15 protein-coding genes and 1 pseudogene are annotated in these 16,183 nt (G+C 62.2%); 11 read left to right on the top strand and 5 right to left on the bottom strand.

Going from position 1 to position 16,183, the window contains the following annotated elements; genetic code table 11:
* Nucleotides 1-559: hypothetical protein (locus tag GXP34_08870; GenBank protein NOY56085.1), on the top strand; the 559-nt coding region annotated here is incomplete at its 5' end.
* A 375-nt stretch (nucleotides 560-934) separates the two neighbouring features.
* Here the strand turns inward: GXP34_08870 and GXP34_08865 are convergent.
* Nucleotides 935-2,626, bottom strand: a complete 1,692-nt coding sequence (locus GXP34_08865) for a recombinase family protein (GenBank protein NOY56084.1) — start codon at nucleotides 2,624-2,626, stop codon at nucleotides 935-937.
* Entirely contained in the window at nucleotides 2,623-2,820 is a 198-nt protein-coding gene (locus GXP34_08860; GenBank protein ID NOY56083.1) for a hypothetical protein, read from the bottom strand. The genes GXP34_08865 and GXP34_08860 overlap by 4 nt, the downstream gene beginning before the upstream one ends.
* Before the next feature lie 1,241 nt (nucleotides 2,821-4,061).
* On the opposite strand from GXP34_08860, the pseudogene GXP34_08855 reads away from it, so the two are divergent.
* The 10 genes and pseudogenes from GXP34_08855 to GXP34_08810 all read left to right on the top strand — a co-directional run bounded on the left by GXP34_08855 (nucleotide 4,062) and on the right by GXP34_08810 (nucleotide 13,848).
* Nucleotides 4,062-4,181 (top strand): annotated as a pseudogene (locus GXP34_08855) (hypothetical protein).
* Nucleotides 4,182-5,030: 849 nt separating this feature from the next.
* Nucleotides 5,031-6,278, top strand: coding sequence for an IS256 family transposase (locus GXP34_08850; protein ID NOY56082.1), 1,248 nt, complete (start codon nucleotides 5,031-5,033; stop codon nucleotides 6,276-6,278).
* A gap of 96 nt (nucleotides 6,279-6,374) precedes the next feature.
* The gene (locus GXP34_08845; GenBank protein NOY56081.1) at nucleotides 6,375-6,743 is read left to right on the top strand and encodes a hypothetical protein; all 369 of its coding nucleotides are present in this window, start codon (nucleotides 6,375-6,377) and stop codon (nucleotides 6,741-6,743) included.
* The gene (locus GXP34_08840; protein NOY56080.1) at nucleotides 6,740-7,219 is read left to right on the top strand and encodes a hypothetical protein; all 480 of its coding nucleotides are present in this window, start codon (nucleotides 6,740-6,742) and stop codon (nucleotides 7,217-7,219) included. Before GXP34_08845 ends, GXP34_08840 begins: the two co-directional genes overlap by 4 nt.
* Before the next feature lie 225 nt (nucleotides 7,220-7,444).
* On the top strand, nucleotides 7,445-8,005 hold the full coding sequence (locus GXP34_08835; GenBank protein ID NOY56079.1) for a hypothetical protein: 561 nt from the start codon (nucleotides 7,445-7,447) through the stop codon (nucleotides 8,003-8,005).
* A 40-nt stretch (nucleotides 8,006-8,045) separates the two neighbouring features.
* Nucleotides 8,046-9,086 (top strand): hypothetical protein, encoded by a 1,041-nt coding sequence (locus GXP34_08830; GenBank protein NOY56078.1) that lies wholly within the window; start codon nucleotides 8,046-8,048, stop codon nucleotides 9,084-9,086.
* Between the two features lie 294 nt (nucleotides 9,087-9,380).
* Nucleotides 9,381-9,737 (top strand): hypothetical protein, encoded by a 357-nt coding sequence (locus tag GXP34_08825; GenBank protein NOY56077.1) that lies wholly within the window; start codon nucleotides 9,381-9,383, stop codon nucleotides 9,735-9,737.
* A 1,061-nt stretch (nucleotides 9,738-10,798) separates the two neighbouring features.
* A complete protein-coding gene (locus GXP34_08820; GenBank protein NOY56076.1) occupies nucleotides 10,799-11,431 on the top strand; it encodes a hypothetical protein in 633 nt (210 codons plus the stop codon).
* Nucleotides 11,415-12,176: a nucleotidyl transferase AbiEii/AbiGii toxin family protein gene (locus GXP34_08815; GenBank protein NOY56075.1), complete on the top strand. Its 762-nt coding sequence runs from the start codon at nucleotides 11,415-11,417 to the stop codon at nucleotides 12,174-12,176. The genes GXP34_08820 and GXP34_08815 overlap by 17 nt, the downstream gene beginning before the upstream one ends.
* A 265-nt stretch (nucleotides 12,177-12,441) precedes the next feature.
* A complete protein-coding gene (locus tag GXP34_08810; protein NOY56074.1) occupies nucleotides 12,442-13,848 on the top strand; it encodes a hypothetical protein in 1,407 nt (468 codons plus the stop codon).
* Between the two features lie 348 nt (nucleotides 13,849-14,196).
* Here the strand turns inward: GXP34_08810 and GXP34_08805 are convergent, their stop codons facing one another.
* From GXP34_08805 to GXP34_08795, 3 genes are read right to left on the bottom strand one after another with little or no spacing between them, the layout of a single operon-like run.
* Nucleotides 14,197-14,814: a hypothetical protein gene (locus GXP34_08805; protein NOY56073.1), complete on the bottom strand. Its 618-nt coding sequence runs from the start codon at nucleotides 14,812-14,814 to the stop codon at nucleotides 14,197-14,199.
* Complete coding sequence (locus GXP34_08800) at nucleotides 14,811-15,839, bottom strand: recombinase family protein (GenBank protein NOY56072.1); 1,029 nt, start codon at nucleotides 15,837-15,839, stop codon at nucleotides 14,811-14,813. Before GXP34_08800 ends, GXP34_08805 begins: the two co-directional genes overlap by 4 nt.
* Nucleotides 15,836-16,051 carry a hypothetical protein gene (locus tag GXP34_08795; protein NOY56071.1) on the bottom strand — a complete coding sequence of 72 codons (216 nt, stop codon included), beginning with the start codon at nucleotides 16,049-16,051 and terminating at the stop codon, nucleotides 15,836-15,838. The genes GXP34_08800 and GXP34_08795 overlap by 4 nt, the downstream gene beginning before the upstream one ends.
* Nucleotides 16,052-16,183: the final 132 nt, after the last annotated feature.

The raw sequence follows: 16,183 nt of genomic DNA, 5'->3' as shown, positions 1-16,183 counted from the left end.
CTCAGGGAGCGAGGGGACGGTGGTGTCGGGGTGGGCGCCGCCACCGGTGCCGACTCCCAAAGACCCGGAGTATCGAGAGAAGCTCGGACCGTACGCCGACTTGCTGCTTCGCGGGGGGATCGTTCCATATGGCAGCGAGGAACACATCGGCTATCTCGCTTCCTGCATTGAGTCGGCCGGGTTCACCGTCACCCTCGATCCTAGCGGTCAGGGGTTCGCGGTAGCGACCGGCGTCCAGATGGACCAGTACAACCAAGTGCGGGCCGCGTGTGGGCAGGTGGCGATCGACTCGGGGTTAGTGGCTGCTCTCGCGCCCGCAACCCACGAGTTCAGGGCTGCCGAGTATCAGGCGAGGCTGGTCCAGTATCAGTGCCTGATCGATCACGGGTTTCAGCCATCCGAGCCACCATCGGAACAGGCGTTCCTTGAGGAAGCAAACTGGGACCCGTTCTCAGGCGTCGCTAACGCGCAGTTCGCAGCCGCCGAGCAGGCGTGCTCCCACAGCATTATTCCCATCCTCGAACAGATGGTCGCGTCCCGGCAGGCAACGTCCCCCTAGGGAACGAGCTGTCGACGTGTCTCCAGTTTCCCGGAAACACGGCCCTCGCTCCAAGAAACGCTTGCTAGTTGGTGACAAAGGGTGTGAGCCGTGACGGTGACTTAGGTATGGGGGCTGGTTGTAGCTGATGGCGAGTGCGACGGATCCGTCGGGTGTCTGGTCGACGAGGGTGACAAGGAGTTCGGCGAACACTTCGATGAGGGCCGCTCGTACCTGGGGGCCTGGGCCGGCTGCTCTGAGCAGGTCGATGGCAAGATAGAACGCCTCGATGTCGAGTGGCAGACTGTTGCCGCTTTGCTTCACGTATGCCGTAGGTGTACGAGATCGACGAGGAGGTCATCCTCCTCACCATCCCCAATCCGATTCCATCGCGTTTCAGACTGTGACGGAGTAGGCCCTGGCGAGTGGCGCCGGTCGTGTAGTCAGCATCGGTATCGCTCCTCCGACACGAACCTTTACCCCACGCGGGAGCATCTTCACAGAGATGCTCCCTTCAGGGTGATAAGTCAGGTCCACACCCAGTTCTCCGTACAGTTCTGCTTTGTCTTGGGGGTCGGCTTCGGCGAGGACGGTGACGATGTCGCGGAGGGCTTCGACCAGAGCACGGACCTGTGTACTGGTGAGTTTCCCGCCGGGGATGGTGTGGCCGAGCTGGGCTTGCAGGTTGGCGCGTTCTCGTTGGACTTGGGCCATCCAGCGGGCCACCACTTTGGCGTCGGCGCCTTCGTCGAGTACGGCCTGGTATTGGCCGAGACGCCGGTCGCAGTCGTGGATCTGTTCGGCGAGGGCACCTTTGCGGGCTTGGTCGTCGGGGTCGGGTTGTGAGGAGCCGGCGAGAATCTCGGCCGTCTCCTCGAGGTGGTCGTCGTCGAAGAGGGTTCCGAGCCACCGGTCGAGCCCGGGGGTCACTGCGGACTCTTTCACGTAGACGTTGCGGGGATGCTGGTCCGCTCCGATGCCGTACTCGTCGGGAAACCGACACCGGTAGTAAGGGTGATCGTGGTTCTGCTGGCCGGCCATGCGTCGCCCACATACTCCACAGCGGATGAGACCGGAGAGCAGGTAGCGGCGCCCGGTGCGGCGCGGTGCCCGTCGCTTGGTGCGACCGAACGCCTCCTGGGCAGCCTGGTAGGTCTCGGCGTCGATGATGGCTGGGTGGGTCGGGTTCTCTGACCAGATCCATTGGTTGGGGTGGTTCCAGCGCATTCTGGTTTGGTGGCCGAGGCCGACGTCGTTGACGTCGATGAGTTCTTCGTCGCGTCGTTGGCGGTTCCAGACTTGGTGTCCGGTGTAGCGGGGGTTGCGGAGGATGGCCCGGACCGCCGACTTGGACCAGGCGCCTCGACTGCCGGAGCGGTGCCGGTTGCGGCCAGGGTCGTGAGCGGAGGGGGAGAGGATCCCGTCTGCGGTGAGTCCTTCGGCGATCGCATACAGACCTTTCCCGGTAAGGTACTCGGCGAAGATCCTCTGCACCACGGGCGCTGCTGTCGGGTCGGGTTCGAGTTTCTTCAGCGTTTGACCGGCGGCTGCTTTGGCGGGGTTGGGGTGCGGGCCGGCGTCGGCCAACACGTATCCGTAGGGTGGCCGTCCGCCCAGGTATCGGCCTTCGATGGCGGCTTGGGCGGCCATCGCGGTGCGGACTCTGGTTTTGATACGGTTGCGTTCCCCTTTGCTCATCCCCCCATAGAGGTTCATGACGATCTCATGCGCATCCGAGCCCGGGTCGACCGCACCTCCGACTTCGGGGACCCACAGGCCGACCCCGTAGTGCACAAAGACGGGGAACGTGAGGCCGAACTGGTTGCCGTAGAACGCCCGCTGGGGTTCGCCGATCACCACCGCGTCGAACCCCCGGTCCGGATCGGCGAGCGTCTGGAGCAGTTTGGAGGCTTCTGGTCTTCGTGACCAGGGGAGGGAGCGGGACTGACCCACATCGAAGAACTCGACGACGATCTCCCCTGTTGGTTCGATGAGTTGGCGGGACCGGGCGAGCTGCCAGTTGCGAGACGACTCGGGGTCTTGTTGATCTTCGGTAGAGACCCTGCCGTAGAACGCGAACCGCATCACGAAACCGAGCGTACCGCAGAAGCCACTGGGTGTGCGACATTCGGCACATCGTTGCGGTCGGCGGCGCGCAGCAGGATGCGCAGCAGCGCCTGAGCTGCGGCCTCGTTGAGGATCGGAGGTCCCGCAGCATCAATGATGACCCTGGTCGCTGCTCTCGCCAGTCGATCGGCGTCCAAACCCGCAGACTGTTCCATCTCCACACAATGCGATACGACCCTGTCAGCAGAATGCCGGACACCCTGTTAGGGCCCGCCGGCTGGCCGGCACCGCCGTCTCATGTTCGGGCGAGACGCCGCTGGTGCGGTGGGGGAGCAGCCGGGTCGAAAAGATCCGGTTGAAAGGGTTACGGACACTCTGATAACACTCTGATGAAAGGGTTGGAGGTTGTTCTCGTCAATGAGCGTCGAATTGGAGGGTTACTGAAAGGGTTACGGACACTCTGGTAGCAGGGTGGGATGCTCAGGCCTCGTTCATGAGCGTCGAGTTGGAGGGTTACTGACATCGCAGCGACAGGGTTGGCGGCGAAGATCTCGGCAATGTCCCCGACCATCCGCTGCAACCCATCCGCTGCGAAACGAAGCAACGATTGTCAAGTCGATGTATCGGCCCCGTTCTCCTCCCAGACGGCCAGGAGAGGCCGCCAGACCCCGTGTGTGCCCAAGTGCGAGGACAGGAGGGGAATATCTCCGCTCGATTGGGCTCTCGACGGCTCAGAACGCTTGCCATGCACGGACTGGGCCACCGAAACCCGAATCAACCCGGAGGTCACAACGCCCATCTGGGAAACCAGTCGGCCGATCGACTGGAAACCGAAAGAACCGAACCTGAAGAGCCAAACCTGAAGCGAAAGGACCACCCGATGCAACACCCACCAACGATCGTGCAGCCGAAAGACCCGACCCGACAGACATCGCTGGCCACATGCGCGACTCGCGCACAGAACCCTCTCAACACCACACGCACATGCAACGCAGTTGCCAATGTCTACATGTAGACAGGGAGGATCCTGATGGGAATCGACCGGGGTGTGCTCGCGAGGATCGACCGCCGGCTACTCTCGGGCCTCGGAGGAGACGAGACCTGGCGGATGGTGCGGGTCCCGACGACACCGGCGACGTGGTCGACCTGGCGGCGCTACTGCGACACGGTCGGGGTTTCGATGGGCCGAGCCATCGCCATGCTGATCAACCATGAGCTGGCCGGAGTGGTCGACAACACCGACCGAGAAGATGCGCCGGTATTCGCGACCCGGGCCCACGAAGAACTGGCAAAGCGGGAAGCGGAGATCGCCCACCGCGAACAGACCTTGGAGGCCGGCGAAGATCGCCCACGTGCATGGGACGAGCATCTCCGCCGACGGGCGGGCGACCTCGACGCCCGTGAACGGCAGGCCGAACTGGCCGCCGCACTGTCTGCTCGGTCTGAACAGCCGCGGGGCAAGGTCGGACGCAACGAACCGTGCCCGTGCGGGTCAGGCCGCAAGTACAAACACTGCCACGGAGGGTCCACACGCCAGCGTCGGGGGGCGTCCGGAACAGAGGGCCTCACCGGTTGACGAGACTCTCTCGATGGGCAACCCTGCCCGTCGCTTTCTTTCGACCACACCACCCCCGGATTCTCCTCGCCCCCATCGACCGGAACAGCCCCTGACCACGCCAGCGAGCTAGCTCGCGAAAACAAAGCCTCCCAAAATCGGGAACCCAAACCGCCCGTCGGGCAAATACACAAGTGAAAGGCCTGCGACCAGGCAGTAGAGAACTCTTGAAGGGAGGAACGGGCGTAGCTCACGGGAAGATCGGAGGTGGTTCGCGTGAAGAGACGATTCGATGGCCGAAGAGAGCCGGAATGGGCGTCGGAGGAACGAACCTCTATGGGGTCGGCGGTGCTGCGCGTAGCTCCGGGACGGCCCAGCTTGGGAAGGGTCGTCGGCGACGAGGCGGGCCGGGACGCGTTGGAGCGTCTCGGTGAGCTGCTGGTCACCAGATCGTCATCGTCCCAGTCCCCCGCACCGACCAGCATCCACCCTTCGAGCCCCAGGTCGCGAAAACAAACGCAAGAAACCCCGCGACAAACCAGCCCTGACGGACACATACAGACATGAAGGGACCATGAACCAGCGGAAGGACCCGCAAGAGCCGGTAACTCGAATAGAGGGGGAGGACGATGCAAAGCCGCACTCTGGGAGGACAACATGCCGACGCGTAGGGAGTTCATCAGGACGGGGTTGGCTGCATCAGGTGTCGTGTTCTTGCCTGGTGTTGCGACGTCTAGTGCTGCGGGGGCGACCCCGGGAGCTATACCCGAATGTTGTGGATGACGGGATTCGGAGAGAGGGGCGGCGTACCCTTCCAAACCTAAGTAACGGGTTCTGCCGGTGTTGGCCGGCGGGGAAGGAGTACGCCTGATGTTGAAGATAGTCACAGACGACGCCGAGCGCGACGACTTGGCCGGTTCGTTGGATGATCTGGTGGCTGAGGGGGCGCGCAGGATGTTGATGGCTGGCCTTGAGACGGAGGTCGCCGATTACATCGAACGTCACGCCGGGTTGGTTGATGAGGTGGGTCATCGCCTGGTGGTGCGCAACGGTCGGGCTGCGGAGCGGAGCCTGGTCACGGGTGCGGGACCGTTGGCGATTCGGGCACCTCGTGTCAATGACCGTCGCGACGGCCACCGCTTCTCGTCCTACATCCTGCCCAAGTATGCGCGTCGCTCTCCCAAGGTCGGCGACGTGTTGCCGGTGTTGTATCTGCGTGGATTGTCGACGGGGGATTTCGCCCCTGCGTTGGGCGAGTTCTTCGGTACCGATGCCGGCTTGTCGGCGTCGTCGATCACCCGACTCCTCGAAACGTGGACGGACGAGTATGCGGCGTTCGAGTCCCGGGACCTGTCCGGGTCGGACTTGGTGTATGTGTGGGCCGATGGGGTGCATTTCCGTATCCGTCTGGCCGAGGACAGGCTGTGCTGTCTCGTCGTCATCGGTGTGAAAGCCGATGGCACCAAGGAACTCCTGGCGTGTTCGGATGGGTATCGCGAGTCGACCGAGTCGTGGGCCGGAGTACTCCGGGACTTGAAGAACCGGGGTATGAAGGCGCCGATGGTTGCTGTCGGTGACGGTGCATTGGGGTTCTGGGCGGCACTCGGTGACGTCTTCCCTGACACAGTTGAGCAGAGATGCTGGGTACACGCGACTGCGAACATTCTCGACGCTCTACCGAAACGGCTCCATCGCACCGCGAAGGCTGCGATCCATGAGATCTATCTGGCTGAGACGAAGGTCGATGCCGAAGCCGGCATCGACCAGTTCGTCAGACAATTCGGCGATAAGTATCCCAAAGCCGCGGCGAAGCTCACCCGGAACCGGGACGTCTTGTTGACCTTCTACGACTATCCGGCAGCGCATTGGGTTCACCTGCGGACCACGAACCCGATCGAGTCGACCTTTTCGACCGTAAGAGCGAGAACGAGAGTGACGAAGGGTGCGGGGAGCCGTCGCCGTGGCCTGGTAATGGCCTACAAGCTCCTCGACGCCGCCGAGGACCGATGGCGCAAAGTCAACAGTCCCGAACTCGTCGCCCAGGTGCGAGCCGGTATCGAGTTCAAAGACGGGATCCGAGTCGAAAGGAGGACCGACCACACAAGGGACGCCGCCTGACCACCCCGACCCGATCCACAAGATTTGGCGATATCTCCGACCCCGGGGATCAGGAGTGGTGTTGCGACCGTTGCTGCGTCTTCCACTGAGGTTGCGGTGGCCAGTGTGATGGCTCGGTATTCGCTGCAGACGTTCGACCGTCTGTCCGGGGCGTCGCGCGACTACTCGCTACCTGAAGGAGTGGTGGTGCGGGCACTCATGTATTGGGGATCCGACCTCTACATCGCAGGTGGGGTAGTTGAGGAAGCCTTCGAGTACGAGTACGCCGTCGGGGACTACACCGCAGTTCAACCGCCCGATGTCCGAGATGAACCCGGAGTAGACCAGTGGCCCTCCGGCGGGACCGGAGTTGTCAATCGCACAACGTACTCCCCTCGCATGTGGAGGTTGGTGGGATCCGAACTCCACCGTGTCGGGCTGGGAGGAAGCTTTGGCACGCCGTTTGGGGGGTGGTTGCCGGCATGATTCCCGTTTCTGATGACGCAGTCGTCATCTTCCTCGAGAAGGTAGCCGAAGCGGGCTTGCCGGAGGCGTTCAGCCTCTATCGACTGGGCTGCGCCGGTCGAGACTCAATTGCCGTCCTCGAACAGGATCACGTTGTGGGTCCGTCAGCCGGTGCCCATGAGACCGTAGCGGCCGTTGGATTCCTGGGCCGATCCCCGCTCGTCGCTCTGTCCTCCACTGCAGGTGCGCGCATCCTGAAGCTCACGCAGACAGGTGAAGTCGACAACACCCTGAGCGGCCCGAGCGCAACCGTCACTCTCGACAGGAGGATCGTCGGGTTTTCGCCTGTCGGCGACCTTGTGCTGTACGACACGTCAGGAGGTTTTGTCGTTCTGCGTGAAGGAGGCGATCACAGCTGGCCGGAGAGCACCACGGAGATTGCATCGCTTTCTACAGGCCCGGGGGTTTCTGTAGATGTCCGGATCGGAGGTCAGTAGATGGGTAGCCAGAATCAATCCTGTGGGACTCTTCCGTGTAGCGGGTCTACCTCCAATACATCCGTTGTCACGTCGGTAGGTGGCTACACGATTAAGTACGGTGGTACCAGTGGGCCAAATGACTACTCGATTGTCAGCACTCGATTCAATAACGACCTGCTGTCCACATGCAGCTCGTGGGTTGCCAATCTCGCGTACTACGCCAGCACCTATCGCGGAACAGGCTTGTCCTGGATCGGCCACATCGGAACGGAAGCCCACAATCGGTGCTCGTGGCACCAGCACTGCAAGGCGTGGGACTTGAACCACATACGCTTCTCGAATGGCACCTATCTGGACTTTGTCAGACCTTCTGAGAGCTGGAATTCGTCGAGCCGGGCGGAGAGGCGACTGTACTGGGCCATAGACGCGAGCCTGCAGCGGTACTTCAACGCGACGATCGATGCTCCCTCCGATCCGACTGGTCATGACAACCACATCCATGTTGACAAGAGCTGCGGGTCAGTTGCGGCCCCCTATCACCCCTGGCTCAGGTACTCGGACGACACCAAGTTCATCCAGTACCTGTGCAACGACTTCAACTCGGCTGGCATCGACACGGACGGGTACTGGGGCAACAACACCCAGGCTGCATGGACCTCTCTCCTGTCCGCTTTGGACATGTCGTGCATCAATCCGTTGACGTCAGCCGCGTCGTGGAAGACGTTCCTCGGCTACATCATGCGACATGGCCTTGCCAACAGGTCAGCTGGCTACTGGGACTACATTTGCAGTGAGGTGCAGTAGCGGTGTCTCGAGCTGCAGCCCTCCAGGGGAGAGCGGAGAAGTGAGAAGGCTGATCGTCGTGTTGATCATGGTCTTGGCTGCTGGCTGCGCCGTTGCGGACTCGGTCACGACAAGCAGCATCGCGGCCCCAACAACTGCTCACTCGACGGTCAGCACAACCGAGGCGACCTCCACTCCGACGACCGGCGGGGCCCCTTCGACGACGATTGTGTCGGCTCTGCTACCGATGGCTGCGCAGGAGGTGGTCGCCTCGGATGACGGGATCTTTCTGACAACCGAGAGTGGGACGGTTCAGCTCTGGGACCAGCCGACTGCCATTGCATTCATGCTTGGTGACGATCTGGTGGTCGCTCAGGAATCAACCCCGAGCAGCGTGTACCCCCGGCCAGCTGACGGGCCTATTCGCGTGTTCGACTCTGACGGTGTCCGATCCTTGCCACAGGACGACGAGAATCTGCACCTGCTCGATGCGGGGGTGGCTGACGGGCGTCGTGTCGCGGTGGTGACTTCGAGAACCGGCTCGACACCCGAGGACACGGACGAGCGGTTGCTGCTGGTCGACCTGCAGAACGACGAGCGGATCGACCTGGGATCGGTAGGCGGATGGGAGTCGGGAGTGACACAGGGGATCCTTAGCGATGGGCTCGTGACCTTGGTCTGGCTCAACGAAGGCGGAACGGACCTCATCACACAATCACTGTCAGGCGATGTCGTATGGGTTCTGCCGGTGTCTACGGACTCTCTGTTAACGGTGTCTCGCAGGGGCGACGAACTAGTCCTTCTGCAAACCGGGGCGATAGAACCGGATCACACACCCACCCTCACGCTGTCGCGCCACCAACTCGCCGATGGCGACTCTCTGGGATCGTCGACACTCACTCTCCATCTCGCCGATGGCGTGCACATCGAGGGCGGGTACTGCTTCCACGGAGAATGGCTCGGCGACGACCTTGTGTGTGACCAAACCTACGGAGGTCCACTGCTCATCGACATCTCCGATGGCACAACCACCTACCTCGGAGCATTCGAGTCGGGCGTGGTCACAGTTCCCCGAAGTCGCCCCAACGTGGAGGGAGAATGAATGGTTGGGACGGTTTTCCTGGCCGGCGTCGCCGTAGGCTTCGGACAACCGTGGTTCGGACTGTTGTGCGCCGCCGGGTTCCTTGGTGCCGTCGGCTGGCTTGCGGCCCGACCAGCCGGAAGTGGAAGGAACTCCCATGACTTGGTGGCTATCACCATCCAGCTTCAGTGCCTCCGCGACAGAGGCCGGACAGCCGGCCTCGGGTTCTGCATAGTTGCTGTGCTGTTGTTCTTGGCGATCTGACTCGATGCAGCGGGGGAGACGCCTGAAAGGACAACCGGAATGAGCCAGAAGATGAGACCAGGTCCATCCGGGGCCTGGGGGGTCTTGGTCGTGGTGGTGTCCCTCGTGGCCGTGGCCTGTACGGGCGGGCCGGTCGCTCCGACCACGACCACGCTTCGGCCCGCCACTCGAGTCGACTGCACCAGCTTCATCGACTCCTATGAGAACTCGCCTGATCCCTTCTTCTCGCTCCGGGTGCTCGACGTCATCGCCCTGGAACCCTGTCCCCTCGACCTCGGCCGCGATGGTGAGCCGGGGACAGCCCACGAGGGGCTCCGTTTCGCCAAGTTTGGGCTCATCGTCCGTGCCGGTCGGGCGTTGACCCTCGAGATCGTGAAGGCCGAGCCGGGAACCGCCGTCATGGAATAGGGAGCGCGGGACCCAGGGTGGCCGGCCACTCGCATTGAGGTCGGTCCCTGCCCCGGAGACGGGAACAACTGGATCGTCTTCCCTGGGGGCCTATGGGTATCGGACGATCCAACCTGCGTCACTCTTGCCGTCACCACCGACGGCCGGACGGAACAGGTCCGGCTCGGCGTCGAAGCCCCCTGTCCGTGACACTCGATGCGATCGAGCTCCTCTCACACAGCCGTTGCTGTGATCAACTTGTGCGCGACGAGGGGCATTCTCTCTCGGGGGAACGTCACGAGTGCCGACCACATCGGGCTGTTGGGTTGCGATGCTGGGCCACGTCCATGGACCTGTCCCCGACGAGTCGGGCTCTAATTCCGCGACCACGCCGCGTCTGCATGAGGCCGAGAAGCGTCGATGATTGACACGAAACGCTGAGCAACCAATCAGGTTCCTGACCAGGCAGTGTGGCAAAGCCGCCCCGGTCGTGCGCGTGCGCGAGGAAGCCCGGAGAGACCTTGACACCGCAGAAGTCGCCGGGCCTCACGCCGCGACTGTGTACCAGTTACTGAGTGGTGCTGACCGTGTAGTCGGCATGGGTGTCGGTCCTCCGACACGAACCCCAAGTACATGGGGCGTTCCAGCCGGCACGTCTACCGGCCGTCGGTGTGATAGGTGAGTTTGACGCCGAGTTCCCTGTAGATGGCGCGCTTGCCGACGGGGTCGGCGTCGTCCAGCATGCGCCACAACAGACGCGACTTACACGGCTGCGAGCGGGTCTTTCCCCGACCAGAGACACAGCTTGTTCTCCTGTCAGGAGTGGGTGCTCTGGTATTGAACACATAGAGAACGCAGGCGACAAGCAGGCAAAAGGGTGTGAAACAGTGCATGACGTCGCGGTCGGATGACTACTCCAAGCCCTTGCAGTGCAAGGGCTGGTGCAAGCGGCTGCTACCACGACGAGTTGATGGTCTTGGATTTCCGCGGTATCCAGGTGTGGGTTCATCGTGGCATGGTGTTGAGCAGAACTTTATGATGAAACAGGGGCTAAATACTCCGTTTCGTTATAAACTAAGGCCATGTCAACCTACTTGAGTGAGATAGCTCGTCGTGACAATCGTGTGGTGAGGGTCGGAGACTTCCGCGTGAAAGATGCCGGACCGGAACTGCGACGACTCGCCGCTGCCGGTGCACTTCTCCGATTGGCCACGGGCTACTACGCCCTTGTCCCCGAGGCCTACCGCGGACCGGCATCGGGTTGGCGACCGACGGTTGAAGCTGCAGCTCTCGGGATCGCGACTGCGGACTATGGCACCGACAGAGTCGCGCTTCTGGGACCTTCGGCAGCGAGACTTCACGGATGCTACCCAAGAGCTCTGTCTGCCGCAGTCGTCGCCGTGCCCAATCAGCGACCCAGGAAGCCGACCGTTGCCGGTTCAGTCAAGTTTGTGGTTCGCGACGTGTCGAAGCTCGACCTCGTGCGAGCGAGTACGGAGTTGACTCCAGGGTGGATGACGAGTGTCGAGCAGACGTTGCTCGACCTTTCGGGCGATTGGCCCCGTTGGCTGGTGACCGAATCTGCGCGCGAGGAAATGATCCGTCTTCTTGCTCTGCGTGCGTCACCAGAGATCCTGGAGGAGGTCGCTGCGGCATCGCGCGGACGAGCGGCGCTCGAGCGGGTCAGGAGGATTCTCGATGATCTCCGCCGATGAGTTGCGAGCACACGTTGCTGCCTTCGGTGTTCCCGAGGATCAGATCATGCGTGATCACCTGATCAGCCACGTGCTCCGAGCGCTGTCGGAGACCTCGAACAACGAGATCGTGTTCTTTGGTGGCACGGCACTCTGTCGAACGTGGTGTGCAGACTCCCGGCTGTCGGAAGACATCGATCTTCTTGTTGACGATCACAATCATGCCGCCCAGACACTGCCGAGCCTGGTATCACGAGGCATTCGGCGAGAGTTCCCAGATACGCGCTGGGAGGATGGTGGACGACGCCATGAGGTCGATACCAAGATCCTGCTGGTTGGCGACGCGATCGCGCTGAACGTTCAGTTCGCGCGGTGGCGTTCCGACTGGAGAGGGCTGCCAGTTACGTCCGCCGAAGTCAGGCTCCGGTACTCCGATCTCCCTGAGCACGTGTTGCTTACGGTGCCGACCGGCTCTTCGTTTGTTGCGATGAAGCTGATCGCGTGGGGCGACCGTCATACACCCAGGGATCTGTTCGATCTTCACGATCTCGCGCTGCGCGGGTACTTCACTTCCGTGGTTCCTGCGCTGGTGAAGGAGATCACCGGCGCCGCACTCAGCCTGGCGATGCTCGAATCCCGAGTTCCACGCCAGGTCGAGGAGTCATGGGAGGCTGAGCTCGGGCACCAACTTGGCGATCTGCCCTGCCCGGCGACCTGCCTCGATGTCGTGCGGGAAGCTCTCGGCCGACTCGAGGGCGAAGCGTAAGCGACTCCTCGCTCTCGGACATCTCATGTCGGCGGCCATGTCCGCAGGTGGCAAACACCCCATGGATGGTTTTCACATGGCAGAGGTCATGCTCAGCCTCAGCGGGGGCTCTCGCGGTCCGTCGTCGCGTGGAGGTCGAGATGGTCTTGGGTGTCGTCTCAGGATTCGGTGCCTTCCGGAACGTCCGACCAGTACTCGAATCTGCGCCGTGATGGCGGCCGGGAGTAGGTTGGGAGCGACCAGACGGCTATGTAGGGGGTACAACATGGCTCTTGACATTTCAATCGATCCAACCGACAAGCCCGAGGAGTCGTGGCATCCGGCCCGGCTGATCCCGGTGGTTGGCATTCGGAGTGTGAAGGAGCAGGAGCAGCGGGCCACCTCGGCGCTGCTGGCCGTGATGGGGATCGTCCCCTCGTTCGGGAAGGTGATCCTGTCCTACCTGAATGCACCGGCAGGCCAGATTTCGACCTTCACCGAGGTCCAGTTCGAGGATGAGGACGGGATAGCAATCCCGGACGGCGTGATCATCGTCGAGCGGGGGAAGACCAGATGGGTGTGCCTGGTGGAGGTGAAGACAGGGGATGCCGAACTCACCGCCGAGCAGATCAACCGGTACATGGGGATCGCTGTTGCCAATGGGTTCGATGCCGTCCTGTCGATCTCGAACCAGATCGTTTCGTCGCCTGATGCTCTTCCGTTCAAACCGAACAAACGTCTTCTCAACAAGCTCGAGGCAGTCCGGCATCTGTCGTGGTTCCGAATCTTCACCGAGGCCGTCATCAAGAACCAGCGTCATGGAATCTCTGATCCTGAGCAGGCGTGGATACTCGGACAGTTGGTCGACTACCTCGACAGCGAGAAGTCAGGTGCAGGTGGCTTCGAAGGGATGGGAGCAGATTGGGTGGCGGTGAGGAACGCCGCCCGGCAACGGACCCTTCGGCCCGGCGACAAGGGAATCGGGTCGGTAGCATCCGACTGGGTACAATTCGTCGAATACCTGTGCCTCGGTCTCCGGCAGAAGCTCATTCGAGAAGTGACACCGGTCTACCCAAGAGCGAGCGACGCGAAGTCCCGGTTCGCCGTGCACTGCGACACTCTCGGAGCTCGCGACGAGCACAAGCTCAAAGCAACGGTCAGGGTGCCGGACGCGGTCGGACATGTCAATATCGAAGCCGACCTGGTGAGCAGACAGGTGACCACGTCGATCGAGGTCAAGGCCCCGCGAGAGGGTAGAGCCAAGACACGAGTCAACTGGCTGCTCCGACAGCTCAAAGACGCTCCGCCCGACACCCGGATCGAAGTCAAGTTCCCCCACACCCGAGACAGCACCTCGGCCCTGGTAGCCGACGTGCAAAAGTCGCCTGAGACAGTCCTGCTCACCTCCGATCCGAAGAAGGAGCCGAAAGCGTTCGTTGTCGCGGTGACCCGCGAGATGGGCGAGAAGCGTGGCAAAGGCCACGGATCCTTCGTAGCGATCACACGAGCACAGGTACTGGACTTCTACCGGGATGTCGTGCAGAACCTGACCGCCTGGCAGCCGAGACCACCCAAACTCGCCGAGCCGAAGGAAGCGGAAAAGGAACCGGAGGTCACTTCACACGAGTCCCTTCCTGGAGTTCTTTCCATCCCTCAGCCGGAGGTGCACCAAGTGTCCGGAGCAGACGAGTAGCCGGATGACCGTGTGGAACACCGACAACTCACGCCAGGGAAGGCGGGAGTCCCGACTCGATGCAGATGCTGTGAGCTACGCGAACGTTCAGGTGTTCGTCCGCGGGTCCTTGATGTCCGATCCCCGGCAGCTCGAGGAGCACATCGTCCGCCGGGAAACGGGGGAGAAGCGACAAACCAATACCCCCGATGAGGAGAGGTTCCCGGGCGTTTTCCAGAGTCAGTGAATCGCTCCGATCAAGGTTTATACGACAGAGCTCACCGGTTCCTCGGAGGGCCTGTCCGGCTTCTGTCGGCTTCACGCGGCTAGCGGGAACTCGCCTGATGGGCTGCCGCGTGGGATCAAGGTTCAAGTCCCCCCTCCGACACCATCGTTAGTACACGAAGCTGGTCCTGCCGTAACGTGCAGTCGACCGTTCGTGTGGTAGGTGATCGAGATGCCGAGTTCTTGGTAGACGGCTCGCCGGTCTTCGGGGTCGGCTTGAGCGAGAATCTCGACGATTCCCTTGGATTGCAGGACGAGTGATCGGATGTCGTCCTTGCTCAGGGCGGGGTGTGTCTTTCGAAGCCGCAGCTCGGCTGCCCTCCTTTCGAGTTTGACCTCTTCGATCCAACCTCCGACGATTGAGGGGTCGGTGCCAGCTTCGAGCGCCTGGCGGTATTTGGCAAGCTTGCTGTCGCAGGCTTTGATCGTGCGACGAGCGGCGAGCCGGCGGCTGTCATCGTCGCGTTGTTGGCCGGTTGCGGCTTCCAGGGCGGCACAGGTGTCGTCTATGTGGTCGTCGTCGAACAGCTGAGCGAGCCATCGGTCGATGCTTGGGGTGATTGCTGTCTCTTTGATGTAGATGGTTTTGGGGTGCTGTTGCTCGGTGATGGCGTACTCGGCCGGGAACTTGCAGCGGTAGTACGGCTGGTTGTGGTTCCAAGAGCCCTGCATCCGCCGGCCGCAGACCCCGCAGCGCATCATGCCGCTGAGTATGTAGGGGCCGCGTTTGGTCTTCTCGCGACGGACCGCTGAGCGATTTGCCCCTCGGAAGATCCTTTGGACCGCTTCGAACTCCTCCATGGTGATGAGCGGTTCATGCGTTTGTTGTTCAGACCAGATCCACTGGTCGTGGTCGTTCCATCGCATCTTGGTGTCATGGCCGAGAGCAACGTCATCGACGTCGATGAGGATCTCGTGGCGGGCTTGGCGGTTCCAGACTTGGTATCCGGTGTAGCGGGGGTTGCGGAGGATGGCCCGAACGGCCGATTTGGACCAGGCGCCACGACTGCTCGTGCGGTGGCGGTTGCGGGCCGGGTCATGTGCGGAGGGGGAGAGGATCTCGTCTGCGGTGAGTCCCTCGGCGATGGCGTAGAGACCCCGGCCGGTGACGAACTCGGTGAAGATCCTCTGGACCACCGGCGCCGCAATCGGATCCGGCTCGAGGCGGTGCAGCTGTTGGCCGGTGGCCGCTTTGGCCGGATTGGGGTGCGGGCCGGCGTCGACGAGTTGGTACCCGTAGGGTGGCCGGCCCCAAGGAAGCGGCCTTCGATGGCTGCTTGGGCGGCCATCGCGGTGCGGACTCTGGTTTTGATGCGGTTGCGTTCACCCTTGCTCATCCCGCCGTAGAGGTTCATGACGATCTCGTGCGCATCAGAGCCCGGGTCGACGGCACCGCCAACTTCGGGGACCCACAGTCCGACCCCGTAGTGGACAAACACGGGGAAGGTGAGACCGAACTGGTTGCCGTAGAAAGCCCGCTGCGGTTCGCCGATCACCACCGCGTCGAACCCCCGGTCCGGATCGGCGAGCATGTGAAGGAGCCTTGAGGCTTCCGGGCGGCGTGACCAGGGGAGTGAACGGGATTGGCCGATGTCGAAGAACTCGGCGACGATCTCACCGTCGGGTTCGATCAGTTGGCGGGACCGGGCGAGCTGCCAGTTGCGTGACGACTCAGGGTCCTGTTGATCCTCTGTGGAGACCCTGCCGTAGAACGCGAACCGCATCACGAATCCGAGCGTACCGCACAAGCGGCAGAGTGTGCGACATTCATCATACCGTCGCGCTCAGCGGCGTGCAGCAGGATGCGCTGCAGAACTCCAGCCGCAGCCGGGGTGAGCACCGGAGGTCCCGCGGCGTCGATCACGACCCTGGTCGGTCGTCTCGCCAGCCGGCCGATACCCGTCTCGGGAGTCGCTTCCATACCCTCAGACTGCGGCATGACCCTGTCAGCAGAATGTCAAACACCCTCTCACAGCCCGCCTGTTCATTCCGGGGAGATCGGTGACAGATCGTTCCGGACACATGTGTGACAGTGTTCCGGACAGATGTGTGACACCACCGAGTTGATTGC

Source organism: Actinomycetota bacterium (assembly GCA_013152275.1).
Lineage (GTDB): Bacteria > Actinomycetota > Acidimicrobiia > Spongiisociales > UBA4744 > BMS3Bbin01.
Note: the sequence above shows the minus strand (reverse complement) of the source record. Positions and strands in the feature narration are given on the sequence as shown.

Excerpts from the sequence above, each read along its gene's own strand:
- GXP34_08860 (NOY56083.1), bottom strand. The coding sequence starts at position 2,820 with ATGGAACAGTCTGCGGGTTTGGACGCCGATCGACTGGCGAGAGCAGCG.
- GXP34_08850 (NOY56082.1), top strand. The coding sequence starts at position 5,031 with ATGTTGAAGATAGTCACAGACGACGCCGAGCGCGACGACTTGGCCGGT.
- GXP34_08840 (NOY56080.1), top strand. The coding sequence starts at position 6,740 with ATGATTCCCGTTTCTGATGACGCAGTCGTCATCTTCCTCGAGAAGGTA.
- GXP34_08825 (NOY56077.1), top strand. The coding sequence starts at position 9,381 with ATGAGACCAGGTCCATCCGGGGCCTGGGGGGTCTTGGTCGTGGTGGTG.
- GXP34_08820 (NOY56076.1), top strand. The coding sequence starts at position 10,799 with ATGTCAACCTACTTGAGTGAGATAGCTCGTCGTGACAATCGTGTGGTG.
- GXP34_08815 (NOY56075.1), top strand. The coding sequence starts at position 11,415 with ATGATCTCCGCCGATGAGTTGCGAGCACACGTTGCTGCCTTCGGTGTT.
- GXP34_08810 (NOY56074.1), top strand. The coding sequence starts at position 12,442 with ATGGCTCTTGACATTTCAATCGATCCAACCGACAAGCCCGAGGAGTCG.
- GXP34_08805 (NOY56073.1), bottom strand. The coding sequence starts at position 14,814 with ATGATGCGCTGCGGGGTCTGCGGCCGGCGGATGCAGGGCTCTTGGAAC.
- GXP34_08795 (NOY56071.1), bottom strand. The coding sequence starts at position 16,051 with ATGCCGCAGTCTGAGGGTATGGAAGCGACTCCCGAGACGGGTATCGGC.